Consider the following 25,519-nt stretch of genomic DNA (forward strand, 5'->3'; position numbering starts at 1 on the left):
TTTGTCCGACCAGCAGCCATATCCGTACGGCTCGTCCGACCCGTACGGCCCGCAGTACCCGTCAGGCTCCTACGACATACCGTCCAACGCTCCGACTTCGCACGGCCCGTGGTACCCGTCAGGCACCTACGACATGCCGTCCAGCGCGCCGGCTTCGTACAACCCGGGGTACCCGTCGGGGTCCTACGACGTGCCGTCGAGCGCGCCGATCCCGTACGGCCAGCAGATCCCGGGACCTTTCGGCCACCCCGCCGTGCCGTACAGGCAGGGCCCGCCCGTCCCTCGGCCGCCGCGCAAGGAGCCGGCGATCTCGCTGCTGCTGTCGTTCCTCCTGCCGGGGGTGGGGTCGATCGTCAACGGCGACACCGGCAAGGGGGTCGGCATTCTCCTCGGGTCGTACATGACGATGTTCCTTGGGTTCATCCTGGCGTTCGTCGTCGTCGGCCTGCTGATCCTGCCAGTCTCCTTCGGCCTGTGGGTGTGGGGCCTGATCGACGCCTACCAGGGCGCCGTACGAGCCAACCAGCGCAACGGCTACGCGGGGTAGAGCGGCTCTTGTAACGTTTGCGAGCGATGAGACGTTACCTGGCCGCCGTGGTGGCCGCCCGGACCGGTGACGAGATGTCCGGGCCCGCGCTCCTGCTGCTGGGGCTGGCGGCCACAGGCTCTCCTTCGTTGGCGTCGTGGCTGCTGGCGGGGCTGACGGTCGCCGCCGCCGGGGGCGGCCCGGTGCTCGGCGCCGCGCTCGACCGAACCCGCAGGCCGGGACGGCTCCTCGCCGCCCTTCTGGCCGGGTACGCGGCAGGTCTGGTCATCATCCTCGCGCTGGTCGGCAGGGCGCCCGATCCGGTGGCGATCGGGGTGGCCGTGCTGGCAGGGCTGCTCGGCCCGGCCCTGTCCGGCGGTTGGACCGCGCAGCTTCCCCTCCTGGTCCCGCCCGACCGGCTGCCGCGCGCCAACGCCCTCGACTCCATCGCCTACAACCTCGCCGGGCTGGCGGGCCCGGCCCTCGCCGGGCTGGTCGCCGCCGCCGGGGGTGCCTGGTCCGCCGTCGTCGCCTCGGCCGCTCTGATCGCCGCCGCCCTGCCCGCCGCCTGGTTCCTGCCCGCCCGGCCCGCAGCCGCCGTACCTTCACCCACGGCCTCACCGGAGCCCGGCATCGCCCCCGCCGTACCGGCACCCACGGCCTCGCCGTCACCGGATGCCGGCATCGCCCCCGCCGTACCGGCACCCACGGCCTCGCCGCCACCGGAGGCCGGCACCGCCCCCGCCGTACCGGCACCCACGGCCTCGCCGCCACCGGAGGCCGGCACCGCCCCCGGGCCCGCACCCGCACCCGCACCCGCACCAGCCGCCCTCGCACCGGCACCCGAACCGGCACCAGCCGCCACGGACCCAGCCGAACCGCACCCGTCGCAGGCCGGCTCCCACACCGCCCCGGCGGCGGGGGAGCCGCAATCCGGCATGCGCCGCGAGCTGATCGACGGGTTCGCCGCTCTCGCGCGGAACGGAAGCCTCCGGCGCGCCACCCTGGCCTCGATGATCTCCTACGCGGGGCTCGCGATGCTGGTGGTCTCCGCCCCGCTGCTCGGCGCGGACCTGCTCGGCGATCCCGGGTACGGCGCGCTGCTGCTGTCCTTGCTGGCCGCCGCCGCGCTGGTGGCGAACGCGGTGCTCGCCAGGTTCCCCGCCACCCGTCCCGACATCGTCGTACCGGTGAGCGCCCTGGTCATCGGGGCGGGCCTGGCGCTGGCCGCCTTCGCGGGGACGTTCGCGTGGGCGGTCCTGGCCGTGGCGCTCGTGGGGGTGGGCGAGGGGCCGCAACTCACCGCCCTCTTCGCGGTACGGCACCGCGAGGCACCGTCCCGCCTGCGCACCCAGGTGTTCACCACCGGGGCCAGCCTGAAGATCACCTCGTTCGCGCTCGGTTCGGCGGCGGCGGGACCGCTGGCCGGCCACTCCCCCACGGCCGCGCTCCTGGTGGGCGCCGCCGTCCAGCTCACCGCCGCCGCGGCCTTCGTCCTCTCGTACCGCCCGGCCAGGCGGGTGGACGGCCCAGGCTCGCCGTCCGCTGTCGTGAGACAGTCGTCCTAGGGCACGACGCCCAGGTCACCGTACGCGCCGAGCAGCAGCGCACCGCGGCGGAGGGAAGCTCACCGTGACGCCGTCATCTCGTGGCGGGGCCAGGTCGCGGGGTCACGGCGTGGTCAGCGGGATGACCCTTCGGAACTTGCCGCCGGCCGACCGCTCGGGCGGCTCCTCAGCGCGTTCGAGCGTGACGTGGTCGGCCTTGTGCGCGGTCAGCAGCTGAGTGATCTCGTCGTGCACCGTCCGCCACACGTGATCCGGGTCGGCGCCGTCCGCGGATCTCAGGCGCACGCGCAGCGCGGTGGGCGCGGTCTGGACGAGCTGGAACTGCTGGATGCCGGGAACCCGGTCCAGCAGGGTGCCGAAGGCCATGGGAGAGATGCCGACGGGCTCGCCCCGTTCGGTGGGGAAGGCGAGCATCTCAGCCGCGCGGCCCCGCACCTGGACGGCGGGTAGCGGACTGCCGCACGGGCAGGCGTCGGGACGCAGCAGGACGTTGTCGCCCAGGTTGTAGCGCAGGATGGGCTGGACCTGATTGGCGAGGTTGCTCAACAGAACGGTCTGCGACGGCTGACCTGGCGGGACGGGCCGAAGGTCGGCGTCGACCGGCTCCAGCAGGGCCCAGTCGCTGTTGACGTGCAGCCAGTTGTGCGCGCAGCCGTACGCGAGGAAGCCGCACTCGGTGGCGGCGTAGGCGGAGCGGACCTGGGCGTGGAAGGCGCCGGCGATGCGGGCGCGGTTCTCCGCCGTCAGCGCCTCACCGCCGGCGATGACCATCCCTGGGTGGATGCGCAGGCGGCCGGCTTCCTGTTCTCTTGCCAGCAGTCCGAGCATGCTCGAGAAGCCGGTGAGGGAGCTCGGGTTGTACCGGTTGAGCTGCGCGGCCAGCTCGGGCAGCGGCTGGTGGATCGAGAACTCCCGCACCAGCCAGCTGAGCCGTGGGTGGTCCCGGCGGAACCGTGCCGCTCCGGCGACGGTGGCGAAGTGGCCGCCGGGCGCGGAGACGATCGCGGTACGGCCGGCGCCGCGCAGGAGGCGGATGACGTCGCCGATTCCCAGCCCGGTGCGGGCGCGCTGTCCGACGGCGTTGCCCACGGCCAGGCTCCGCTCGTCCTGGAGGAAGATGCCGCGCAGGCCGCTGGTGCCGGACGTGGTGGCCACGAGATAGCGCCCCTCGAACCGCTCGCCCACGAGCGTGGGGTCGGCCACGAACGCCTGGGCCTTCTCGAGGGTCACCGTGCGGTCGGTGACCCAGTCGTCGAAGCGGTCCATCAGCGTCTTCTTGTCGGTGACCGGGAGCAACGCCGGGTCGTCCACCTCCTCCGGCAGGTCCCGGTACACCTCGCGGAAGTAGGGTGAGTGAGCGCGAGCGTAGGCCACGATCTCGGCCAACCGGGCGCGTTGCCGCCGGGCGATGGCCGCGGGGCCTTCCCGCAGGGCACGGCGTGCGTCGCGGGTGAAGTGCCGCTGGTTTTCCGTCATGCCGGGCTGTTCCTTCCTCCGATGGGCGGACGTCGGCCCGCCTCAGGGCTGGGTCGCGCCCCCGTCGATGACTCGATCGATGGGTCGCCGAACGCGCCCGCGAGCACGCTCGTGACAGCACGCTCGCCGGACGCGCTCGTCATGAGCGCGTGTGGCCGCGCGCGTCACGCACCGCCGGGGTCCGGCCGTACCGACAGCAGGCCGCGCATGGCGATGTCGAGGCCGTGCCGCGCGGCCTCCCACAGCTCGTCCTGCGACCGGCCGAGCTCGACGCTCGCCAGACTCGCCTGCTGGATGGCGCCGATCAGGGATCCGGTCATCGCCGCCGCGGTGATCGGATCCAACCGGCCGGGAAACGCCTTCAACAGCTCGCCGGCGATGCGCCGCTGCAGATCCACCATCAGGTACAGCCCCTTGGCCTGCAGCGCCGGCGTCGTCATCAGCAGGCGGGAGGCCGCCGACAGCTCCTCCGGTTCCTTGTGCGGCACGACGGGCCGGCGGAGGGCGGCGTACTCCTGGACCATCCTGGCCAGCAGCTCGCCGGGCCCCTCCTGCGGGCGCCGTTCCGCGAGCACCCCGAGCAGCAAGTCGGCGATGTGCTCCGTGTCGGCGAAGACCACCTCGTCCTTGCTGCGGAAGTAGTTGAAGAACGTCTTGGGGTCGACATCCGCCGCCACGGCGATCTGCGCCACCGTGGTCTGCTCGTACCCCTGCTCGGCGAACAACCTCATGGCCGCGGTGACGATCCGCTGCCTGGTCAGCCGCTTCTTGCGGTCGCGACGCGACTCCTCCATGGATCGAACATACACCCTCTAGAATTTTCCACAAACTGGAAATTTATGCTCCGGCGCGATGGGAGCGCTCCCAAGGATCATTATGGACCTTTCATCGCCGATCATCCGGTTTCACCAGGCCACATCCCCATGCGGGTAACGGTTCCGTTTCGTCGTATTGACGTTCCAGCCCCGCTCGGCCACCCTTCGTGGGAGCGCTCCCACAGATGTCCGTCGCGGTTCCACCGGTCGGGGACGAGGCCGTGACCACCCGAGAAGGGGTCCAGAATGATGACCATCCAGCGCCGCGCCAGCCTGGCCGCCGCCCTGACCGCGACCGCCCTGGCGCTCGCCGCCTGCGGCTCGGGCGCGACCGACACCCCGGCCTCCGGCGCCCCCGCCGCCTCAGGAGCGGCCGCTCCCGTCACCGTCAGGGTCCAGGTGTTCGGCGGCGGCGAGAACTTCGGTTACAAGAACGCCGTCGCCGCGTGGAACGCCGAGCACAAGGACGTCCAGATCAAGCTGGAGGTCCTCACCGACCAGTTCGAGCAGGTCTACTGGCCGCAGATGATCCAGTGGCTGCAGGCAGGCAAGGGCGCGGGCGACGTCGTCGGCATCGACGAGGGCGGCATGGGCCTGGCCAAGGCACACCCCGAGTGGTGGGCCGACCTGGGCGAGCAGGGCCTGTCGGGCCGCCAGGCCGACTACCCGGCGTGGAAGTGGCAGAACGGTGTCACCGCCGACGGCAAGGTGTTCGCTCTCGGCACCGACATCGGCGGCATGAGCATCTGCTACAACAGGACGCTGTTCGAGCAGGCGGGCCTGCCCACCGAGCGCGACAAGGTGAGCGCCCTGTGGCCGACATGGGACGACTTCCTCAAGGTCGGCCAGCGGTTCCAGGCCGAGGTGAAGGACGCCAGGTTCACCGACGGCACCAACACCCTCTACAACGTGGTGCTGGTCCAGGAGGCGGCCAAGAACGGCAACGTCTCCTACTTCGACACTTCCAACGCGCTCGTCGTCGACAAGAACCCCGCGGTGAAGACCGCCTTCGAGTTCGCCCAGAAGATGACCGCCCTCGGCCTGACCGCCAAGCTGCGCAACTTCACCGAGGAGTGGGCGACCGGCACCAAGAAGAACGCCTTCGCCACCGTCGGCTGCCCGTCGTGGATGCTGGGCGTCGTCAGCGGCAACGCGGGCGAGCAGGCCAAGGGCCAGTGGGACGTCGCGGCCGTGCCGGGCGGTGGCGGAAACTGGGGCGGCTCGTGGCTGGCCGTACCGAAGCAGTCGGCGCATCCGAAGGAGGCGGCGCGGGTCGCCGACTACCTGACCGGCGCCAAGGTGCAGGCGAGCGTCTTCGCCGACTTCGGCAACATGCCGAGCAACATCAAGGCCCAGCAGGACCCGGCGGTGACCGGCGCCAGGAACGCCTTCTTCAGCGACGCCCCGATCGGCGACATCTTCGCCAAGTCGGCGGCCTCGTTGCAGCCGGTGTTCCTCGGGGTGAAGCACACGCAGGTGAAGAACGCCATCGAGTCGGTGGTGCAGGGCATGGACGACGGCTCGGTCGCCCGGGACAAGGCCTGGCAGCAGCTCGTGGACGACGCGGTGAAGGCCGCGGGCTGAGCCCCCCAGCACCCCCACAGCGCCGGCCCGCCGCCGCGCGATGTCGCCGGCGGGCCGGCCGCCCGTCCCCGACGCGAGAGGTCTCCATGAGCCTTCACCTGGAAAAGGCGCCCCTGGTGGTCGCCGCGCCACCGCCGCCGCCGGGCGGCCGGCGGTGGCGCTCGGTCCTGGACATCAGGGCCATGCCGTACGTCCTGATCTCCCCCTACTTCGTGCTCTTCGCGGTCTTCGGACTGTTCCCGCTGGCGTTCACGCTGTGGTACTCGCTCTACGACTACGACCTGGCGGGCACAACCGCGTGGGCGGGCCTGGGCAACTACGCCCAGCTGCTGGCCGACGAGGACTTCTGGAACGCGGTCGGCAACACCGTCGGGATCTTCCTGCTGGCCACGATCCCGCAGCTGCTGCTCGCGCTGCTGCTGGCCAACGCGCTCAACAAGCGGCTGCGGCTGCGGCTGGCGATCAGGATGAGCGTGCTGCTGCCGCTTGTCACCTCGGTGGTGGCGGTCGCCGTGGTGTTCACCCAGCTGTACGCCAGGGACTGGGGCCTGGTGAACTGGGCGCTGAGCTGGTTCGGCGTCGAGCCGGTCGACTGGCGCGCCGAACGGCTGCCGTCCTGGCTGGCGATCGCCACCATGGTCGACTGGCGCTGGACCGGGTACAACGCGATCATCTTCCTGGCCGGCATGCAGACCATCCCGCGCGATCTGTACGAGGCGGCGGCGATCGACGGGGCTTCGCGGCGCAGGCAGTTCTGGCAGATCACGCTGCCGATGCTGCGCCCGACGCTGATCTTCGTCGTGCTGAACTCGACGATCGGCGGTCTCACCCTGTTCGCCGAGCCCACCACCTTCTACAACGGAAACGTGGACGGCGGCTCGCAGGGGCAGTTCCAGACGGTGGCGATGTTCATCGTCAAGCAGGGCTTCAGGGAGTTCGACTACGGCTACGCCGCCGCGGCGGCCTGGCTGCTGTTCCTGCTCATCCTGCTCGGCGCCCTGGTCAACTTCCTGTTCGTCCGCCGTATCGGAGGGACCGGATGACCGGCTCGGCGACGATGTGGAAGGCCACCGTCATGACCAGGGTCATGCTGGCCGTGGCGATCACGCTGTCGGCCTTCCCGCTCTACTGGATGCTCGTCATCGCCTCGCGGACCAACGACGACGCCGTGGACGTCCCGCCGCCGTTCCTGCCCGGCGGCAACCTGGGCGAGAACATCGCGGCGGTGCTGGCCAACGAGGACGCCCACTTCCTGACGGGGTTGGCCAACTCCTTCGTCGTGGCCTCGGTCGTGACGGTGTCGGTGGTGCTGATCTCGACGCTGGCCGGCTTCTCCTTCTCGCGGCTGCGTTTCCGCGGCAGGCGGCTGCTGCTGCTGACGATCCTGCTGACGATGATGGTGCCGCTGCAGCAGATGGGCGTCGTGCCGCTCTACCGGCTCATGGTGGAGCTGGAGTGGACGGGCACGCTGACGGCGGTGATCCTGCCGTACCTGCTCAACGGCTTCGGCGTGTTCCTGATGACGCAGTACACCGAGCAGGCGGTGCCCCACGAGCTGGTCGAGGCGGCCAGGGTGGACGGCGCCTCGACGATGCGGATCTGGTGGAACGTCGTGCTGCCCGCCGTACGGCCGGGCATGGCCGTGCTCGGCATCAACACCTTCATGCTGCTGTGGAACGACTACATGTGGCCGATGATCGTGCTGACGCCGGACAACCCGACCGTGCAGATCGCCATCCAGGCGCTCAACGAGCGGTTCTCCACGAACTATGTGCTGATCTTCGCGGGGACCGCGCTGTCCGTCATTCCGCTCATCATCGTGTTCATCGCGTTCGGCCGGCAGATCGTCGGCGGCATCATGGAAGGTGCGGTCAAGGCGTGACAACCCGACAGGACCGGCTCGACAACCGGCTGCTGTTCCCCACCGGCTTCGCGTGGGGCGCGGCGACCTCGGCGTACCAGATCGAGGGGGCGGTCGGCGAGGACGGGCGCGGCCAGTCCATCTGGGACGTGTTCACCAGGAAGCCCGGCCGGGTGCTCGGCGGCGACGACGCCGACGTGGCCGTCGACCACTACCACCGCTACCGCGGCGACGTGGCGCTGATGGCGGAGCTGGGGCTGCGCGCCTACCGCTTCTCGGTCTCGTGGCCGCGGGTGCGGCCCGACGGGACGGGCCCGATCAACCAGCGGGGGCTCGACTTCTACCGGCGCCTGGTGGACGAGCTGCTCGGCCACGGGATCGACCCGTGGGTGACGCTCTACCACTGGGACCTGCCGCAGCCGCTGGAGGACAGGGGCGGCTGGCCGCAGCGGGACACCGCCTACCGTTTCGCCGAGTACGCCGCAGCGGTCCACGAGGCGCTGGGCGACCGGGTGCGCCACTGGGCGACGGTCAACGAGCCGTGGTGCGCGGCCTTCCTCGGGTACGCCTCGGGCGAGCACGCGCCCGGACGGCGTGAGCCGGTGAGCGCGGTCCGGGCCGCGCACCACCTGAACCTGGCGCACGGCCTGGCGGCGCGGGTGCTCAGGACCGCGGGCAACAGGGTGGGCGGGTGCGTGAACCTGTACGCGGTCTCGCCCGCCACCGACAGCGCGGCCGACCTCGACGCGGCGCGCCGCGTCGACGGGCTGCAGAACAGGTTCTTCCTCGACGCGCTGCTGAAGGGCGGCTACCCGGCCGACGTGCTGGCGGACCTGGAGCCCGTCACCGACATGGCGTTCGTGGAGGACGGCGACGCGCGGACCGTCGCCGCCCCGATCGACATGCTGCTGGTCAACTACTACAGCCGTTTCACCGTCTCCGGCGCCCCCGGTGGTCCCGCCTCCGCCGCGGCGGCGCCGACCGCGGCGGCCTCCCCCTGGGTGGGCAGCGAGCACGTCTCGTTCGTCAGCGGGGGCCGGCCCGTCACGGCGATGGGCTGGGAGATCGACGACGGCGGCCTGAGGGAGGTCCTGGCGCGGGTGGCGGCCGACTACCCCCGCCTGCCGCTGGTCGTCTCGGAGAACGGCGCGGCCTTCGACGACGTGCTGTCGGGCGGCCGGGTCCGCGACGGCGACCGGGTCGCCTTCCTCGAGGCCCACCTGCGCGCCTGCAGGGCGGCGATCGACGAGGGGGTGCCGCTGGAGGGCTACTTCGCCTGGTCGCTGATGGACAACTTCGAGTGGGCCTGGGGGTACGGCAAGCGCTTCGGGCTCCTGCACGTCGACTTCGCCACCCAGCGCAGAACCCCCAAGGACAGCGCGCTGTGGTACGCCGAGACCATCCGGCACAATAGCTGAATGGCCATGAACCGACCGACGCTCGAAGCGGTCGCCGCGCGCGCCGGGGTCGGCAGGGGCACCGTGTCCCGCGTCGTCAACGGCTCACCGAAGGTGAGCACGAAGGCCAGGGACGCGGTGCTGAAGGCCATCGAGGAGCTCGGTTACGTGCCCAACAGGGCGGCCAGGGCGCTGGTCACGCGGCGCACCGACACGGTGGCGCTGGTGGTGTCGGAGTCCGAGCAGCGGATCTTCGACGAGCCGTACTTCGCGGGCATCATCCGCGGCATCGGCTCGGCGCTGGCCGAGACGGGGCTGCAGCTCATCCTGGCGATGGCGCAGTCGCCGGAGGAGCACGAGCGCCTGGAGCACTACCTGACGGGGCAGCACGTCGACGGCGTGCTGCTGCTGTCGCTGCACGGCGAGGACCCGCTGCCGGGCAGGCTGGAGGCGATGGGCGTGCCGACCGTCCTCGGCGGGCGGCCGGTCGGGCTGGACGCCTTCAGCTACGTCGACGTCGACAACAGGGCGGGGGCGCGGCAGGCGGTCAAGCACCTGCTGGCCGCCGGCCGGTCCAGGGTCGCCACGATCGCGGGCCCGCAGGACATGGGCGTGGGCGTCGACCGGCTCGCCGGCTACCGCGACGCCCTGCTGGCCTCGGGCATGGGCGAGCTGGTCGCCTTCGGCGACTTCTCCGAGGAGAGCGGCGAGCAGGCGATGCGCGAGCTGCTGGCCGCCCATCCCGGGCTCGACGCGGTGTTCGCCGCCTCCGACCTGATGGCGACGGGCGCGATGCGGGCGCTGAAGGCCGCGGGCCGCTCGATCCCCGGCGACGTGGCCGTGGTCGGGTTCGAGGACTCCAAGGTGGCGCTGCACACCGACCCGCCGCTGACCACCGTCCACCAGCCGACGGAGCTGATGGGCCGGCAGATGGCGCACCTGCTGGTGGCCAGGATCAACGGTGAGGAACTGCGCCAGCCCGTGCTCATCCTCGACACCCATCTGGTGCTGCGCGGCAGCGCCTGAGCGCCGGACCGCTCCTCTGTATCCTTTGCCGGTCGAAAGGATCCCCCTGTGCCCATATTGTCCGGTGCCGGCTACACCGCCGAGATCAGCACCCTCGGCGCCGCCGTTCGCGGCCTGCGTCTCGGCGCGCGCGAGTTGCTCACCAGCTGGCCCGAAGGCGGGCCCGTCCCCTACTACGCGGGCACGCTGCTGGCGCCGTGGCCCAACAGGGTGGGCGACGCCACCTACACGTTCGCGGGCACCCGCTACGAGCTTCCGGTGAACGAGCCCGAGCGCGGCCACGCGCTGCACGGCCTGGTCCACGCGGCCGAGTGGCGGGTGACGGAGCAGGGGCCGTCGTCGGTACGGCTGGCGTACACGCTCGAGCCCTCGCCCGGCTATCCCTTCACCCTGTCCTTCGAGGTCGTCCACGCGCTGGGCGACGACGGCCTGACGACGACGGTGACCTGCGAGAACACCGGCGAGCGCGCCGCGCCCTACGGCTGCGGCCCGCACCCGTGGCTGCTCGGCGAGCGGCTGCGGGTGCCCGCCGCGAAGGTGCTGCTGGCCGACGAGCGGCTGCTCCCCCGCTCGCTGGAGGACGTGGCCGGCACGCCGTACGACTTCAGGCAGGCTCGCGACCTCGGCGGCACCCGCGTCGACCACACCTTCACCGGGCTGTCGGCGGGTGAGGTCCTGGTCGATGACATCAGGGTGAGCTGGGACCCGGCGGTGCTGCCGTGGGTGCAGGTCTGCACCGGCAGGCACCTCGGCTACGTCGGCGTGGCGGTCGAGCCGATGACCTGTCCGCCCGACGCGTTCGGCTCCGGCAGCGACCTCGTCGTGCTGGAGCCGGGCGGCCGGCACGAGGCCGCGTGGACGATCGGGGTCCGCTGATGGAGAGTAGGACCAAGCGCAGGTTGACCGCGCGGGAGCTGTCCCTGCTCGCCCATCGGGCGGTCGGCGCGCACGTGAGCGAGGCGGTGGAGCTGGCCGACGGCTTCGCCAACGCGGTGTGGCGGCTGCGGCTCGACGACGGCCGCCACGTCGTGCTGAAGCTGTCGCCGTCGCCCGAGCTGGAGCAGCTCACCTACGAGCGCGACCTGCTGCGCATGGAGGCGGCCGCCTACCCGCTGGCGGCGTCGGCGGGCGTGCCGGTGGCGGCGCTGCTGAAGGCGGGTTTCGACGATCCGGTGCTCGGCGGCGACTACCTGGTGCTGTCCGCGCTCGACGGCACGCCATGGAACCAGGTGGCCCTCGACGGGCAGGCCACCGCTGCGCTCCGTCACGAGCTGGGTGGTCACCTGGCGCGGCTCAACTCCGTCACGGGCGAGGTGTTCGGCTATCCGCACAGCGGGCTGACCGGCTCGACGTGGCGCGAGGCGTACCTGCGGATGGCCGGGGCGCTGCTGGACGACGCGCTGCGCTATCCGGCCACCCCGCTCCCCCGTCCGGTCGCCGAGCTGCGGGCGCTGCTGGAGGGCGCGTCGGACGTGCTCGACGAGGTGGCCACGCCGCACCTGGTGCACTTCGACGTGTGGACCGGCAACGTCTTCCTCGACCTGTCCGGGCGGCCGCGCATCCAGGCGATCATCGACCACGAGCGCGCCTTCTGGGGCGACCCGCTGGCCGAGCTCATCACGCCGACGCTCTTCGGCGAGATCGACGAGGACGATCCGCTGCTGGCCGGCTACCGCGCGGTGCGCCCGCTGGAGCTGTCGGCGGGGGCGCACCGGCGGCTCGACCTCTATCGCGCCTACCTCTACCTGATCCTGCTGGTGGAGAACGGCCCCCGGCAGTACCCGGAGGCCGACTACGCTCCCTTGCGCGACCTGGCGACGGCCTCGCTGATCAGGGTCCTCGACCGGCTCTAGTGCCGGTGGCCCTCCTCGCCGTGCTCGGGCTCGGCGGAGTTGGCCACCGCCTCGTAGCCCTGGCCGGTCCCGGCGGTCAGCGCCTTCGCCCTGGCCGCCTGCTCGGCGAACCGGCAGGTCGAGGCGCCGGTGACGGTGTTGGGCGCGCCGAGGTCGTCGGGCCCGGCAGCCGCGCAGGCCAGCGCGCCCTTGACGGTGGTGCCCGCCATGATCGCGCCGGTGGTGCCGTTCAGGACGGCGGCGCCGCGGATGGTGGCGCCCACGACGGTGAGCGCGCCGCCCGTGACGGTGAGCGCGCCGGCGACCTCGCCGTCCAGGACGTGGACCTCGGCGGCGTTCGAGGCGGTGAGGGCGCCGTCGACCGTGCCGCCCCTCATCACCAGCGAGGCGCCCTGCCGTACGGTCACCGGGCCGGTGACGTCGGCGCCGGTGAGGCAGGTCACGCCCTCGCGCACGGTCAGGGGTCCCCTGTGGGTGCCGGTGAGGGTGGTCGTGCAGGCGGGCGGCGGGGCGATCGTGGTCACGGTGAACGCGCGCTCCCGGCCGTGGTTGCCTGCGGCGTCGATCGAGCGGTACTCGATCGTGTGGCGGCCGCGGGGCAGCCTGCCGTACACGAGGTGGTCGATGGTGGTGCCGGTCTCGGTGAAGGTCCACGGCAGCTCGGAGGATGTCGGCCAGCCGAAGTAGTTGAACCAGCCGTCGCCGTCCACGCGCGACTCCGAGACGATGTGGCCGCCGTTGTCGTCGGCGCCGGTCAGCTTCATGGAGAAGGGTCCGTTGAAGATGTAGGTGTCCTTGTCCGGCTTCAGCAGCGGCTGCGACAGCTCGTAGCCGGTGGTGGGGGCGACGGCGTCGACCTTCCAGGTGAGGGTCTGGCCGCCGAGGGTGGCGGTGAGCGTGTGGGTGCCCGTGGTCAGGCCCTTGAGCGCCACCTCCGTGCCGGTGGCGACCTGCCTGCCGTCCAGTGCCCAGGTCACGGCCGGGACGGCGGTCGCGGGATGGGTGGTCTCGACGCGGACGACGTCGCCGCCGCCGACGGGCCGGTCGGTGGGGGTGGAGGAGACGATGGCGGGCGTGACGCCGTCGGGCGGGGTGGTGATCGCGGTGTCGACCGTCCAGGTACGGCTGCCGGTCATGGCGGCGCGGATCGCCGGGTCCCTGACGAAGCCAGTCGGGTCGGTGACGGTGGCCTTCACGGTGTGCGTGCCGGGGGTGAGGCCGAGCGTGCGCAGGTCGAGGCTGTCGACGTCGCCCGGCAGGTCCTTGCCGTCGACGTTCCACGTGGTGACCAGGCCGTGGCTGACGGGGTGCATCGGCTCGACCCACAGCACCCGGTCGGCGCCGACGGGGGCGGCCGTGGGGGTGGAGTCCTGGACCAGGTCGGTCTTGGCGGTGATGCGCCGGACCATGACCTCGCGGCTGACCTGGTCGAAGTAGTAGCCGAGGGTCTTCATCATGGAGTGCCTGCTGGGCCGCCACACGCCCGTGGTCGCGTACAGGCCGCCCTCGTAGCGGCCGATCGGGCCGCCGGACTCGCTGTCGTCGCCCAGCCAGCGCCACCACTTGCGCCGCTGGTCCTTCATCTGCTGCTCGGTGAGCAGGGTGTGGTGGGCGCTGCCCGGCTCGCCGCCGGTGTAGGCGCCGCCGGGGACGCCGCGCTGGTAGTAGTCGTACTCGTCCTGCAGGCCGCCCAGTGAGTGGCCCAGCTCGTGCGGGCTGATCAGCGCGGACATCGCGTTGCTGCCGGAGGCGGTGGCGTAGGAGCCGCCCGCGCCGCCGTAGGTGCCGCTGTTGGCCAGCGCCATGATCTGCCGGTTGGTGGAGGTGGTGCCGGTGACCAGGTCGGCGTAGCGGGTGGCGGCGGCGTTGTTCATCGTGATGAGGCGTTGCACGCTCGCGGGGTTGCAGCCGCCCCAGAAGCCCATGCTCAGCGGCGTGTTCTTCCTCGGGGAGGACAGGTCGGGGTCGCAGCTGACGCCCGACTCGCCCGAGACGATGTCCACGCGGTAGACGTTGATGTAGGTCCGGTAGGACTTGAACGGTTCGATGGACCACATCACGTTGAGGTGCCGGTCGACGTCGGTCCTGAAGGCCGCCTGCTCGCTCGCGGTGTAGCCGTCACCCATGATGATCAGGTTGAACCGCTTGGCGGGCGGGCCCGTCACCTGGACCGGCGTGACCGTGGCGCTGCCTGGCTCGGCAAGGGCAGGAAGCGGGACCAGCCACACGAGAGCCAGCACCGCTGCAACGAATATCCGCATGCCCCGAAATATCAGCCCACACCGGGGTCACCGGGACATCCCATATCTGGATAACTCCAGTGTTATGGTCCGGAAATGCAGTTGGAGCTGAGGCATCTGAGGGTGCTGCGGGCCATCGCCGACCAGGGCAGCGTCACCAGGGCCGCGGCGTCGCTCGGGGTCTCACAGCCGGCGCTGACCGCCCAGCTGCGCCGCATCGAGCAGGCGCTCGGCGGCCCGGTCTTCGAACGCGACCACACCGGCGTCTCGCTGACCGCCTTCGGGGAGTTCGTGCTGGCCAGGGCACGCTCCGTCATCGCCGGCATGGACGACCTGCTGCAGGCGCGCCCGCCCGCGCATCCGGTGGTGCGCGTCGGCAGCTTCGAGAACCCGATCGTCGTCACCCTGCTGGAGAGCCTGTCGAGGACGCTGCCGGACTCGCGCATCACGCTGCAGACCGAGCACTTCGTCAGGGTGCTGGTGGACATGGTGGCCAACGACCGGCTGGACGTGGCGCTCGTGGCCGACTACCCGGGGCACGCGCTGCGGGCGCACGCCTCGCTGGGGCTCGGCGTGGTCGCGGTCGAACCGGTCTTCGTCGCGCTGTCGTCGGGCCATCCGCTGGCCGGCCGTACCGAGGTGGACCTGGCGGAGCTGGCGGGCGAGCAGTGGGTGCTGCCGCCCTCGGACGGGATGGGCTGGCCCGAGCACCTGCTGGAGGCGTGCACGGCGGCGGGGTTCTCGCCGCGGGCGCGCTACCAGATGGTCGAGGCGGGGGTGCGGCGGGAGCTGGTCGGCGCGGGACACGCGGTCTCGGCCTGCCAGGCGCTCTACGACGCCGGGCCCGCGGTGACCGTGCTGCCGCTGAGGGGCAACCCGCTGTGGATGCGGCACGTGCTGCTGTGGCGCAGCGCGGGTCCCGTCGCCGCGCAGTCGGCGAGCGTGCTGGCCGCGGCCGTGGCGGCGCATCGCGCCGTGGCCGCGCGCAGCGTGCCGTACCGGGCGTGGACCACCCGGTACGGCACGCCGCCCGACTTCGCCTGACCGGCCACTCTTGCGCCCGGACAGATTTCAACGCATGCTGAATTCATGCGCTGTGTGATAGCAGGCGGCGGCCCCGCGGGCGCGATGCTCGCCCTGCTGCTCGCCCGAGCCGGCGTCGAGGTGACGCTGCTGGAGAAACACGCCGACTTCCTGCGCGACTTCCGGGGGGACACCATCCACCCGTCGACGCTGCGGGTGCTGGACGAGATCGGCCTGGCCGAGGCCTTCCACCGGATACCGCACCGCAAGGCGTACGGGCTGACGCTGGTGACCGACACGGGAGCCAGCCGGCTGGCCGACCTGCGCGGGCTGCGCGGGGGCTACGACTACATCGCCTTCGTTCCGCAGTGGGACTTCCTCAACCTCCTCACCGCCGAGGCCGCGAAGTACCCCTCGTTCCGGCTGCTCATGAACGCCGAGGCGAACGGCCTGATCCGCGACGGCGGCACGGTCCGCGGCCTGCGCTACCACGACAAGGACGGCGAGCACGAGCTGCGCGCCGACCTGACGGTGGCCGCCGACGGGCGCGGCTCGACCCTGCGTGTGGCGGCCGGGCTGGCGCCGGTGGAGATGGGCGCGCCCATGGACGTCGTCTGGTTCAGGATGCCGCGCGAGGACGGCGACCCGGGTGAGACGTTCCTGCGCGTCTCGACGGGCCGGCTCCTGGTCGCGATCAACAGGGAGACCTACTGGCAGCTCGGCTACGTCATCCCCAAGGGAGGGGCCGAGCGGCTGCGCGCCGCGGGCATCGAGGAGCTGCGCCACCACGTCGGCCGGCTGCTGCCGTTCCTGGCCGATCGGGTCACGCTGCTGGGAAGCTTCGACGACGTCAGCGTGCTCACCGTCGCGCTGAACCGGCTGCGCCGGTGGTACCGGCCGGGCTTCCTGTGCATCGGCGACGCGGCGCACGCGATGTCGCCGGTGTTCGGCGTGGGGATCAACCTGGCGGTGCAGGACGCGGTCGCCACGGCCAACCTCGTCCTGAAGCACGGCCCGTCCGCGGTGGGCGCGGTGCAGCGGCGCCGCATGTTCCCGACCGTGGTGACGCAGTTCGCCCAGCGGGTGGCGCAGAAGCGGCTCATCGCGCCCGCGCTGGAGGGATCGCTGCGGCTGACCCGGGTGCCCGAGCTGGCGCGGATCCCGGTGATCAACAGGTTGACCAGGACCTTCATCGGCAACGGCGTCCGTCCCGAACATGTGGCCTCCAGGTGACATGACACGCCGCACGCGCGCAGGTCCCTTCCGGCGGGCGTTCGCGGCGTCGGCCACGGGGAACCGGCGTCGCCGCGTTCTCACAACGTGGACGCCGAGCTCGGCGTGCGGGGGGCAGGTGGAATACCCTCATATGCCGTGAGCAACCTTGACGCCTGGCGCACTCTGACCGCGGCCCAGCAGCCCGACTGGCCCGACCGCAGCGAGCTCGAGAAGGTGGTCGCCGAGCTCGGCGGACTGCCTCCGCTCGTCTTCGCCGGCGAGTGCGACCAGCTGAAGGCCCAGCTGGCGGCCGTCGCCAGGGGCGAGGCGTTCGTCCTGCAGGGCGGCGACTGCGCCGAGACCTTCGCCGGGGCGACCGCCGACAACGTGCGCAACAAGCTCAAGACGCTGCTCCAGATGGCGATCGTGCTCACCTACGCCGCCAAGGTCCCCGTGGTCAAGATCGGCCGCCTGGCGGGGCAGTTCGCCAAGCCCCGTTCCAAGGGCACCGAGACCCGCGACGGCGTGGAGCTGCCCGCCTACCGCGGCGACATGGTCAACGGGTTCGAGTTCACCGCCGAGTCGCGCGAGCCCGACCCGTGGCGGCTGCTGCGCGCCTACCACTCCTCCGCCGTCACGCTCAACCTGGCCCGCGCCTTCACCAAGGGCGGTTACGCCGACCTGCGCCAGGTCCACGCCTGGAACCAGGACTTCGTGGCCGAGTCGCCCGCGGGGCGCCGCTACGAGCAGCTGGCCCGCGAGATCGACCAGGCGCTGGCGTTCATGCGGGCCTGCGGGGCCGACCCCGAGGAGTTCCACACGGTGGAGTTCTACTCCTCGCACGAGGCGCTCATCCTCGACTACGACAGGGCGCTCACCCGGGTCGACTCGCGCACCGGCCTGCCGTACGACGTGTCGGCGCACATGGTCTGGATCGGCGAGCGCACCCGCCAGCTCGACGGGGCGCACGTGGAGTTCTTCTCCCGCATCCGCAACCCCATCGGGGTGAAGCTGGGGCCGACGACGACGCCCGAGGAGGCGCTCGCGCTCATCGACAAGCTCAACCCGAAGAACGAGGCGGGCCGGCTGACGTTCATCACCCGGATGGGCGCCTCCAAGATCCGTGAGCACCTGCCACTGCTGGTGGAGAAGGTGAACGCATCGGGCGCGCAGGTGGCGTGGCTCTGCGACCCGATGCACGGCAACACCTTCGAGGCCCCGAGCGGTCACAAGACGCGGCGGCTCGACGACGTGCTGGACGAGGTGGCCGGTTTCTTCGAGGTGCACCGGGCGCTGGGCACCCACCCGGGCGGCATCCACATCGAGTTCACCGGCGACGACGTCACCGAGTGCGTGGGCGGCGGGCAGGAGATCGTCGAGGACGATCTGGCCCTGCGGTACGAGACGGCGTGCGACCCCCGCCTCAACCGGAGCCAGTCGCTGGACCTGGCCTTCCGTGTGGCGGAGCTGTACCGGTCGGTCTGACCCGCCTCAGCGCGCGACGCCCGCCTCCTTCCGGGGGCGGGCGTTCGGCGTCTCGCGGGTCCGTCCCGTGGGACCTCCGGGGCCTTCCTGTCGCTCGCGGTTCTGACCGCGCCAGCTCTCCCGACCCCCTCGCCGGGAGCGCCGGGGCGGCCCGGCAAGTGGCAAGTACGGCGGACGTGAAACCGAATCGTCTTCTATGATCGCCTGGAAATCATCGGATATCTCGGGAGACATCGTGGATGGTCAGCCGGCGCCTGAGGGAGTGGACCCCAACGTCCCCAACGTCGCGCGGATGTACGACTACTACCTCGGCGGCAAGAACAACTTCGCCGCCGACCGGGCGGCCGCCGACCAGATCCTCCAGCTGTTCCCCGACACCAGGCAGTCGGCCAGGGAGAACCGCGCCTTCCTCGGCCGGGCCGTCCGCCATCTGGTCGCCCAGGGCGTCGACCAGATCGTCGACCTCGGCTCGGGCCTGCCCACCCAGGGCAACACCCACGAGAGCGCGCCCGGCGCGACGGTCGTCTACGTCGACTACGACCCCGTCGTGTGCGCGCACGGCAGGGCGCTGCTGGCCGACGGCGCGAACGTGACCATGCTCCACGGGGACGTGCGGGAGCCGGACAAGATGCTCGTCGAGCTCGGCGAGCTGATCGACTTCACCCGCCCGGTGGCCTTCCTCATGCTCGCCGTCCTGCACTTCCTGCCCGACGCCGAGGCCCACCCTCTCGTCGGCGCCCTGCGCGAGGCCAGTGTGCCGGGCAGTCACCTGGTCATCAGCCACGCCATCGACGCCAAGCCGGACACCACGCCCGAGGCGCTGGAGGTCTACAAGCGGGCCACCGCCGCGCTCAACCTGCGGACCAGGGAGCAGATCGAGCGCTTCTTCGACGGCTACGAGCTGGTCGAGCCCGGCCTGGTCTTCCCCACCGACTGGCGCCCCGAGCACCCGCCGCTGGTCGGCGACAGCGCCGGATCGGTCGGCTACGCGGGCGTCGGCGTGCTGCGCTGACACGGCGGAGCCCCCTGCTCGGGCAGGGGGCTCCGGGGCGTCCGGCGTCAGTTCTGCTCGGGAGCGGCGCCCATCTCCTGCGCCAGCTCGGCCCTGATGGCGTCCATGTCAAGCGCCTTGACCTGCCCGATGAGGTCTTCGAGGGCCGGCGCGGGAAGGGCGCCCGGCTGGGCGAAGACGACGATGCCATCACGGATCGCCATGATCGTCGGGATGGAGGTGATCTCGAACCCCTCCGACAGCCCCGGCTGCGCCTCGGTGTCGATCTTGCCGAACGTCACGTCGGCGTGCCGCTCCGAGGCCTGCTCGAAGATCGGCCCGAAGGTACGGCACGGCCCGCACCACGCCGCCCAGAAGTCGAGCAGCACGATCCCCTTGTCGGCGATGTCGTTGAAGTTCTGGTCGGTTACTTCGATGGTCGCCACAAGTGGCTCCTCATATCGTCGTCATGCTTGCATCCGTTAGAACCTCAAGCATTACACGCTCATTCCCCCACCCGCAGCGCCACACCGACGCGGCGCCGGCCCGACACCGCGACGTGCGCGACGGCCCCGAGCAGCGCGACGGCGGTGATCCCTGCGCCCAGCAGCAGCGGGGTCGTCCAGGTGACGGCGTGGCCCACGGGCAGGCCGCCGGCGTATCCGCTCAGGTCCACGCCCGCGCCGAACAGGGCCGGGAAGGCGGTGCCGAGCAGGATCCCCGCCGGCGCGGCCGTCACCACGAGGGGGGCGACCTCGCCGAGCGTCACCGCCCGCGCCTGCCCGGCGGACATCCCCATCGTGGACAGGTAGGACAGGCCGCGCCGCCGTTCGGCGCCGCCCGACACGACGGTGACCCAGACGGCCAGCAGCGAGTAGAGGGCCAGCACGAGGGCCGACAGCCGGAAGGCCAGGGTGATCGTCCTGGTGAGCGGGGTCGACACGATCGCGGCCAGGTCGGCCTCGCGGGTGCCGGCCACCGCCCAGGCGCCGAGCGCCTTCTCCAGCGCGGCGGCCCGGATCCCCTCACCGAAGACGAACAGCTGGTTGGGGCGCAGCGCCGCCTTCGCCTCCGGCAGCACCGAGGTGGGCAGCACCAGCAGCTCACCGGCGGGATCCACGCCGGGGAAGCGCTCGAGGAAGCCGACGTGGTCGACGACGACGGGCGCGGTGTCGTCGCCCGACAGCACGACAGGTCTGGCGCGTGCCGTGCCCAGGCCCCTGGTGACCAGGACGGGCGCGCCGGTGCCCGCCTTGGAGCCGGCGGCGCGGTCGGCGGCGGCGACGGGCGCCGACACGGCGGGCGGGGCCGCGCCGAGGCGCCGGGCGTAGGCGGCGGTGTCCATGCGCAGGTAGGTGAAGGCGAGCATGCCGCCGGACAGGCGCCCCGCGCGCAGCTCGACGGGGATGACCTCACGCACGCCCGGCAGCCTGCGCACCTGCTCGACCTGCCGGGGCGTGATGGTGCCGTCGCCGACCGACACCTTGGCGTCGGCGCCAGTCCGCTGCCAGGCCGCGGCGCTCTGCCCCGCGGCCAGCGCGTCCAGGGTGAGCGCGCCGTAGACCGACATGGTGAGCGCGGGCACCAGGATCAGCGCGGGCAGCGTGGCGGCGGTCCTGGACCGGGCGGCCGCGGCGACCGCCAGGAACAGCACCGCGCGCCTGCTCCTGGCGGCGGCCATGGACAGCAGGCGCAGCAGGAACGGGTAACCCCACAGCAGGACGAGCGCGCAGGCGACCGCGACCGCGGTAGGCGCGGCCACCAGGAGCGGGTCGCCGCCCGCGCCTGGCCGGGCGGCCGTCACGCCCCGGCTGATCGCCAGGTAGCCGGCCGCCGCGGCCAGGACGACGACGAGGGCGTCGACGACGAGCCTGCGCGGCGTGAACGGCCTGGCGACGAGGTCGGCGCGGTGCTCGGTGAGCGGGCCGCGGTGGGCCAGCAGCAGGCGGCCGGTGCCGTACAGGACGGCGGCCAGCGCCAGCAGCGGCGCCGGCAGCAGGGACATCGCGCTGTCCAGGCCCGGCACCAGCCGCGACAGCCCGAAGCCGAGGAGCGCGCCGGGGACGACGGCCAGCAGGATCACCGTCGCGCCGATGGCCGTGAACTGGGCCGCCGAGGCGGCCCTGGCCCTGGCGGCCACCAGGCCGGCGGCGACACGGTCGAGCAGCAGGCCGAGCACCAGCGCCACCACCCCGAAGGCGACCGCGAACAGCCCCACGAGCTGCAGCCCCATGAGGGTCTGGGTGGTACCGAGCTTGCCGAGGAACTCGTCGGTCACCTGGGGCAGCCGGCTGTTCACCCGGTACGGCATGACCGGCGTCGACATACGGCGGGCGGCCGCCGTGAAGGCGTCGAGGCCGGGCCTGATCAGCGGAGCGCCCTCGATGGTGAAGGCCGACGGCCGCGCCGGGAACGCCCAGCGGTAGTTCATCCGCTCCCTGACCTGGCTGAGCACCGCGACCACCTGCCGGTCGGCCAGGCCCGTGACGACGAAGGAGGCCGCGTTGGCGCCGGGGTTGGGGATGTAGACGCGGCCCATCGAGGGGAACGCCGACCAGAACGGGTCGGCCGGGTCGATCGGCTCGTACAGCCCGGTGACCTCGATGAGGACCTCTCCCGCCGAGACGATCAGAGAGCCGACGTCGAGGCCCATCAGTTCGGTGACGTCCTTGGGCAGGCCGACCTCGACGGTGGTGACCCGGGGCCGGTCCAGCATGACGGCCACGGCCGGGTCCTGGCGCGGGTTGGGCATCGAGCCGGCGGTCAGCGGGTTGGGCCCGGTGGCCACCTTCGACGGGGGGACGCCCTTGACGTAGCGGACCCGCTGGGCGGCGCCGCTGTTCCACGCCAGGTCGACGAAGTTGTCGGCGCGTGGCTCGTGCCCGGCGTGGCCGGCGAGCCTGAGCCGGTTGGTGCTCACGCCGTAGGTGACCTCGCCGACGAGCGAGGCGAGCGCGGGCGGCATGGCCTTGCGGAGGGCGTCCGTACGCGCGGCCAGCGCCGCCGCGTCGGCGGGCCGTCCGCCGAGCGCGACCGACTGCGCGTCGACGCCGATCTCCAGCAGCTCGGGTCTGGTCTGGCCGACGGCCTGGTGCAGCGAGCGCTCGTAGGAGGCCTCGAACACCCTGGGCAGCGCGCCGCCCAGCAGCGTCATGCTGAGCACCAGCGCGCCGAGCAGCGCGGCGATCCCCCGGTGCAGCAGCGCCAGGCGCGCCGCCAGCCCGATGACGGTCATGCGTCCTCCCCGACGTGCCGGGCCCGCACCAGGCCACGGCGGCGCAGCGAGCCGGCGAGCGCGGCCACGATCGCGAACAGCGCCGCTGCGATGACCGCGAGCAGGAGCGCGGTGGCCGCCCACGGGATGTCCAGCCGTACCGGCGGGGTCACCGCCGTGACCTGCCCGGACAGCACCAGGTGCGGCACCACGACGGCCGCCGTGCCGCCGGCCAGCAGGGTGCCGCCCGCCAGGCCGAGCCCGATCAGGAACGTCTGCTCGACGGCCAGCAGCCCGAGCACCTGGCGGAAGCTGACCCCGAGCGCGTGCAGCAGTCCGAGCTCGGCCGCGCGTTCGCGGGCGGCGACGGCCGCGCTGACCGCGAAGCCGAGCCCCGCGAAGATCACCGCGGCGCCGAAACCGATCAGCAGGGCCCCCTGCAGGCCGCCCGCCAGCGGATCGTCGCGCAGCTCGGCGAAGACCGCCTGCCTGTCGACGACGTGGGAGCTCCAGCCGGGGTGGGCGGCCAGCGCCGCGACGGCGGCGCTGGGATCGCCGTCGCGGGTCGCCGCCCACCACTCGGTGACCCTGGGCGGGGCGGTGACGGTGAGCAGGTTCCTGTCGGCGAGCGTGGGCAGGTCCACGAGGACGCCCGCCTGGCCGACGGCCATGCCGGGCAGGCTGTCGACGACGGCCACCACGACGAGCCCCGAGGTGGTGGCGTCGAACGGCAGGAACAGCCGCATGCCGGGCGCCAGCTTCTCCTCGGCCGCCAGCTCGTCGGTGACGACGACGGGCAGCGGCTGGGGCAGCGTGGCCCTGCCGCCGACGGTGGCGCCGAAGACCCGCTCCGGCGGCAGGTCACGCGGTACGGCCAGCACCACCGCCCTGCCGCGTTCCGGCACGGCGTCGAGCCCGAACAGCGTCCCCTGCTCGGCGCGGACCGGCTTGGCGCTCCCCTCGCCGACGCCGCCGCCCTGGACCCGGCCGACCTGCTCGAACCCGGACCAGGCCAGGTCGCCGGGCAGCCGGACGTCGGCCGGGCCCGCGCGGAGGGCGCCGACCACGACGGGGGCGGGCGTCCGGCCGAAGGCGAATCCGCGCAGGGCCAGCGGGTAGGCGATCCTGCCCGAGCGGCCCGCGAGCGCGGCCAGGTCGGCCACCAGCGTCCGCTCGCCGCCCGTTCCTCCGTCGGCCAGCTCCAGCCGCCAGCGGACGCCGTCGGCGTCACTGACCAGGATCTCGGCCTCCAGCGGGGCCGGCGCCTCGGTGCGGACGAGCACGGACAGCTCGGCCGGCGTGCCGGGGATCGGCACCGAACCGAGCGCGGGCCGCCCGGCCCTGAGCGCCTTGGCGATGTCGGTCAGCGAGGTGGCCGACAGGTCCGCGCGCAGGTTCATGACGCGGTCGAGCCGGTCGGCGTCGAGCGCGAGCAGCTCGGCCGAGCCTGAGCCGATCGCCACCGAGTCGCGGACGGCCGGGCTGACGGCGCGCACGCCGGGCAGCGCGGCGTACAGCCTGCCCGCGCCGGGCCCGCCCACCTCGCCCTGCCCTGCGGCCGGGGAGATCCGCAGGTCGGCGCCCACCCGGTGGGCGGCCTGGTCGCGTTGCGACGACTCCCACGTGGTCGTGGTGATGATCGACAGCACCCCGATGGCCACGGCCATGGTCAGCAGCAGGGCGGGGCCGGCGTAGCGCAGGGGGCGGCGGCTGACCTGCCAGGCGCCGAGCGCGGGGGCCAGCGTGGCGCGCCGCGCGGTGAACGCCGCGACGAGCCTGGAGGTCCACGGCACCAGGCGCATGCCGAGCATGCCGCCGCTCAGCAGCGCCAGCGCGGGCCCGGTGACGAGCATCGGGTCGATCCCGAGCGCGCCCTGAGCCGCGGCGGTGACGGGCGAGCCGTACCTGGTCAGCTGCCAGACGGCCAGGCCCGCCACCACGAGCAGGGCGACGTCGCCGCCCGCCCTGGCCAGCACGCCCCTGCGCTCGCCGCGCCCGCGCGCCGCCTGCTCCTCGACGTAGGAACGGCGGGCGCTGCGCACCGCCGCGGCCGCCAGCAGCGCCGCTCCGGCCAGCGCCGCGGCCGCCGCGATCGCGAACGTGCCGGGTCCGGGCGCCGCCGGCACCCGGACGGCGCCCGCCTGGGCCCACAGCAGTCCGCTGACGCCGTTGAGCACGTGGGGCGCGGCGAAGGGGGCGACCACCACGCTCGGCAGCGCGATGAGCAGCGCCTCGGTCAGGCTCAGCGCCATCAGCCCGCCCATGCCCGCGCCGCGGGCGCGCAGCAGCGCCACCTCCATGCGGCGGCGCTCGGCCAGCATCCTGGCGGTGAGCATCAGCGAGTACCCCGCCAGGATCAGCAGCTGCAGCACCGGCACCAGCATCGTCGACTGGCCGACCAGGGCGCTGCGGTCGAGCTGGGCGAGGTAGCCCGACAGTTCCTCGCGCACCGTGCAGTCGGCGCACGCGGGCCTGGCCTTGAGCCGGTCGGGCAGCCGCGCGGCCGCCGCCGCGAGCGGGCCCAGGTCGGCGGTGGAGACCCCGGTCAGGTCGGGCGTGACGTGCCAGTAGCCGAGCACCTGGTCGGCGAACCGGTCCAGGAACGTCGTCCGGGGGACCATGAGGGCCTCGCCGAGGCGGGGATACGGCTCGCCCCGTACGGTGAACACGCCGGTGACCAGTACCTTCAGCGGCGGGTCCGTCTCGCGGCGCCGTAGCGTCAGCTCCTGGCCCGCCTCGACGCCCAGCCGCTGTGCCGTCTCCCGGGAGAGCGTCGCCCGCAGCGGCTCACCCGGTGCGGGCCACGCGCCGTCCACCAGCGTGGCGACGCTCTCGAGGTCGGAGCGGGTGCCGAACGCCAGCCGCTCGCCGTCCTCCCGCTCGTACGGGCCGGAGGTGATGGACGAGACCACTTGCGGGGCGAACCGGGGGAAGGACTCCGCCGCCTGGGCACGCACGGCGGCGTCGGCCTGGGGGAAGCTCGCGCGCCTGATCCACTGGGTGACCTCCGCCGAGGTGCCGGCCCGGTCGGCCCTTGTCACGCTCCATCGGACGCCGACGTCGACCACCGCGGAGATGGAGATCGACAGCGCCACCAGCGTCGTCGTGGCCAGCAGGATGGCCGCGAACGCCGTCAGTGGGAGCAGGGGCTCGCTGACCGCACGCTTGAGCACCCATGCCGTCCGGCCGCGCATCCGGCTTCCCCCTCGCATCCGTTCGGGAGAACATTCGCGGGACGAAACTCA

Annotated in this window: 19 protein-coding genes; 13 read left to right on the top strand and 6 right to left on the bottom strand. The window is 72.7% G+C overall.

Annotation, left to right across the window (positions count from 1 at the left end; all coding sequences use genetic code 11):
* Position 1 precedes the first annotated feature (1 nt).
* Positions 2-547, top strand: coding sequence for a hypothetical protein (locus ACWENQ_RS26580; RefSeq protein WP_452416687.1), 546 nt, complete (start codon positions 2-4; stop codon positions 545-547).
* 26 nt (positions 548-573) lie between these two features.
* Positions 574-2,094 carry an MFS transporter gene (locus ACWENQ_RS26585; protein ID WP_452416688.1) on the top strand — a complete coding sequence of 507 codons (1,521 nt, stop codon included), beginning with the start codon at positions 574-576 and terminating at the stop codon, positions 2,092-2,094.
* A 102-nt stretch (positions 2,095-2,196) separates the two neighbouring features.
* Here ACWENQ_RS26585 and ACWENQ_RS26590 read toward each other — a convergent pair whose 3' ends face one another.
* Positions 2,197-3,570, bottom strand: coding sequence for a hypothetical protein (locus ACWENQ_RS26590; protein ID WP_449926048.1), 1,374 nt, complete (start codon positions 3,568-3,570; stop codon positions 2,197-2,199).
* Between the two features lie 164 nt (positions 3,571-3,734).
* On the bottom strand, positions 3,735-4,364 hold the full coding sequence (locus ACWENQ_RS26595; RefSeq protein WP_449926045.1) for a TetR/AcrR family transcriptional regulator: 630 nt from the start codon (positions 4,362-4,364) through the stop codon (positions 3,735-3,737).
* A gap of 267 nt (positions 4,365-4,631) precedes the next feature.
* On the opposite strand from ACWENQ_RS26595, the gene ACWENQ_RS26600 reads away from it, so the two are divergent.
* From ACWENQ_RS26600 to ACWENQ_RS26630, 7 genes are all read left to right on the top strand, one after another.
* Positions 4,632-5,969 carry an ABC transporter substrate-binding protein gene (locus ACWENQ_RS26600; RefSeq protein WP_452416690.1) on the top strand — a complete coding sequence of 446 codons (1,338 nt, stop codon included), beginning with the start codon at positions 4,632-4,634 and terminating at the stop codon, positions 5,967-5,969.
* A gap of 86 nt (positions 5,970-6,055) precedes the next feature.
* Positions 6,056-7,012, top strand: coding sequence for a carbohydrate ABC transporter permease (locus ACWENQ_RS26605; protein WP_452416692.1), 957 nt, complete (start codon positions 6,056-6,058; stop codon positions 7,010-7,012).
* Positions 7,009-7,851 (top strand): carbohydrate ABC transporter permease, encoded by an 843-nt coding sequence (locus ACWENQ_RS26610; RefSeq protein WP_354912458.1) that lies wholly within the window; start codon positions 7,009-7,011, stop codon positions 7,849-7,851. Before ACWENQ_RS26605 ends, ACWENQ_RS26610 begins: the two co-directional genes overlap by 4 nt.
* Positions 7,848-9,248, top strand: coding sequence for a GH1 family beta-glucosidase (locus tag ACWENQ_RS26615; protein ID WP_452416694.1), 1,401 nt, complete (start codon positions 7,848-7,850; stop codon positions 9,246-9,248). The genes ACWENQ_RS26610 and ACWENQ_RS26615 overlap by 4 nt, the downstream gene beginning before the upstream one ends.
* The gene (locus ACWENQ_RS26620) at positions 9,249-10,253 is read left to right on the top strand and encodes a LacI family DNA-binding transcriptional regulator (RefSeq protein ID WP_452416695.1); all 1,005 of its coding nucleotides are present in this window, start codon (positions 9,249-9,251) and stop codon (positions 10,251-10,253) included.
* Between the two features lie 48 nt (positions 10,254-10,301).
* On the top strand, positions 10,302-11,129 hold the full coding sequence (locus ACWENQ_RS26625; RefSeq protein WP_452416697.1) for an aldose 1-epimerase family protein: 828 nt from the start codon (positions 10,302-10,304) through the stop codon (positions 11,127-11,129).
* Entirely contained in the window at positions 11,129-12,106 is a 978-nt protein-coding gene (locus ACWENQ_RS26630; RefSeq protein WP_452416698.1) for a phosphotransferase, read from the top strand. The genes ACWENQ_RS26625 and ACWENQ_RS26630 overlap by 1 nt, the downstream gene beginning before the upstream one ends.
* Here the strand turns inward: ACWENQ_RS26630 and ACWENQ_RS26635 are convergent.
* The gene (locus ACWENQ_RS26635; protein ID WP_452416700.1) at positions 12,103-14,367 is read right to left on the bottom strand and encodes a M64 family metallopeptidase; all 2,265 of its coding nucleotides are present in this window, start codon (positions 14,365-14,367) and stop codon (positions 12,103-12,105) included. The genes ACWENQ_RS26630 and ACWENQ_RS26635 overlap by 4 nt on opposite strands.
* A 75-nt stretch (positions 14,368-14,442) precedes the next feature.
* Between ACWENQ_RS26635 and ACWENQ_RS26640 the strand changes: the two genes are divergently transcribed.
* The 4 genes from ACWENQ_RS26640 to ACWENQ_RS26655 all read left to right on the top strand — a co-directional run bounded on the left by ACWENQ_RS26640 (position 14,443) and on the right by ACWENQ_RS26655 (position 19,081).
* The gene (locus tag ACWENQ_RS26640; protein WP_452416701.1) at positions 14,443-15,390 is read left to right on the top strand and encodes a LysR family transcriptional regulator; all 948 of its coding nucleotides are present in this window, start codon (positions 14,443-14,445) and stop codon (positions 15,388-15,390) included.
* A 45-nt stretch (positions 15,391-15,435) separates the two neighbouring features.
* Complete coding sequence (locus ACWENQ_RS26645; protein ID WP_452416703.1) at positions 15,436-16,602, top strand: FAD-dependent oxidoreductase; 1,167 nt, start codon at positions 15,436-15,438, stop codon at positions 16,600-16,602.
* A 138-nt stretch (positions 16,603-16,740) separates the two neighbouring features.
* Positions 16,741-18,069 carry a class II 3-deoxy-7-phosphoheptulonate synthase gene (locus tag ACWENQ_RS26650; RefSeq protein ID WP_354912471.1) on the top strand — a complete coding sequence of 443 codons (1,329 nt, stop codon included), beginning with the start codon at positions 16,741-16,743 and terminating at the stop codon, positions 18,067-18,069.
* 235 nt (positions 18,070-18,304) lie between these two features.
* On the top strand, positions 18,305-19,081 hold the full coding sequence (locus ACWENQ_RS26655; RefSeq protein WP_452416705.1) for an SAM-dependent methyltransferase: 777 nt from the start codon (positions 18,305-18,307) through the stop codon (positions 19,079-19,081).
* A 47-nt stretch (positions 19,082-19,128) separates the two neighbouring features.
* On the opposite strand, the gene ACWENQ_RS26660 is transcribed toward ACWENQ_RS26655, so the two are convergent.
* Genes ACWENQ_RS26660 through ACWENQ_RS26670 form a run of 3 tightly spaced genes read right to left on the bottom strand, consistent with a single transcriptional unit; the run spans position 19,129 to position 25,468 of the window.
* Positions 19,129-19,506 (bottom strand): thioredoxin family protein, encoded by a 378-nt coding sequence (locus tag ACWENQ_RS26660; protein ID WP_449926013.1) that lies wholly within the window; start codon positions 19,504-19,506, stop codon positions 19,129-19,131.
* Between the two features lie 59 nt (positions 19,507-19,565).
* On the bottom strand, positions 19,566-22,295 hold the full coding sequence (locus ACWENQ_RS26665) for an FtsX-like permease family protein (protein ID WP_452416706.1): 2,730 nt from the start codon (positions 22,293-22,295) through the stop codon (positions 19,566-19,568).
* A complete protein-coding gene (locus ACWENQ_RS26670) occupies positions 22,292-25,468 on the bottom strand; it encodes an FtsX-like permease family protein (protein ID WP_452416708.1) in 3,177 nt (1,058 codons plus the stop codon). The genes ACWENQ_RS26665 and ACWENQ_RS26670 overlap by 4 nt, the downstream gene beginning before the upstream one ends.
* Positions 25,469-25,519: the final 51 nt, after the last annotated feature.

The organism is Nonomuraea sp. NPDC004354 (assembly GCF_053602555.1).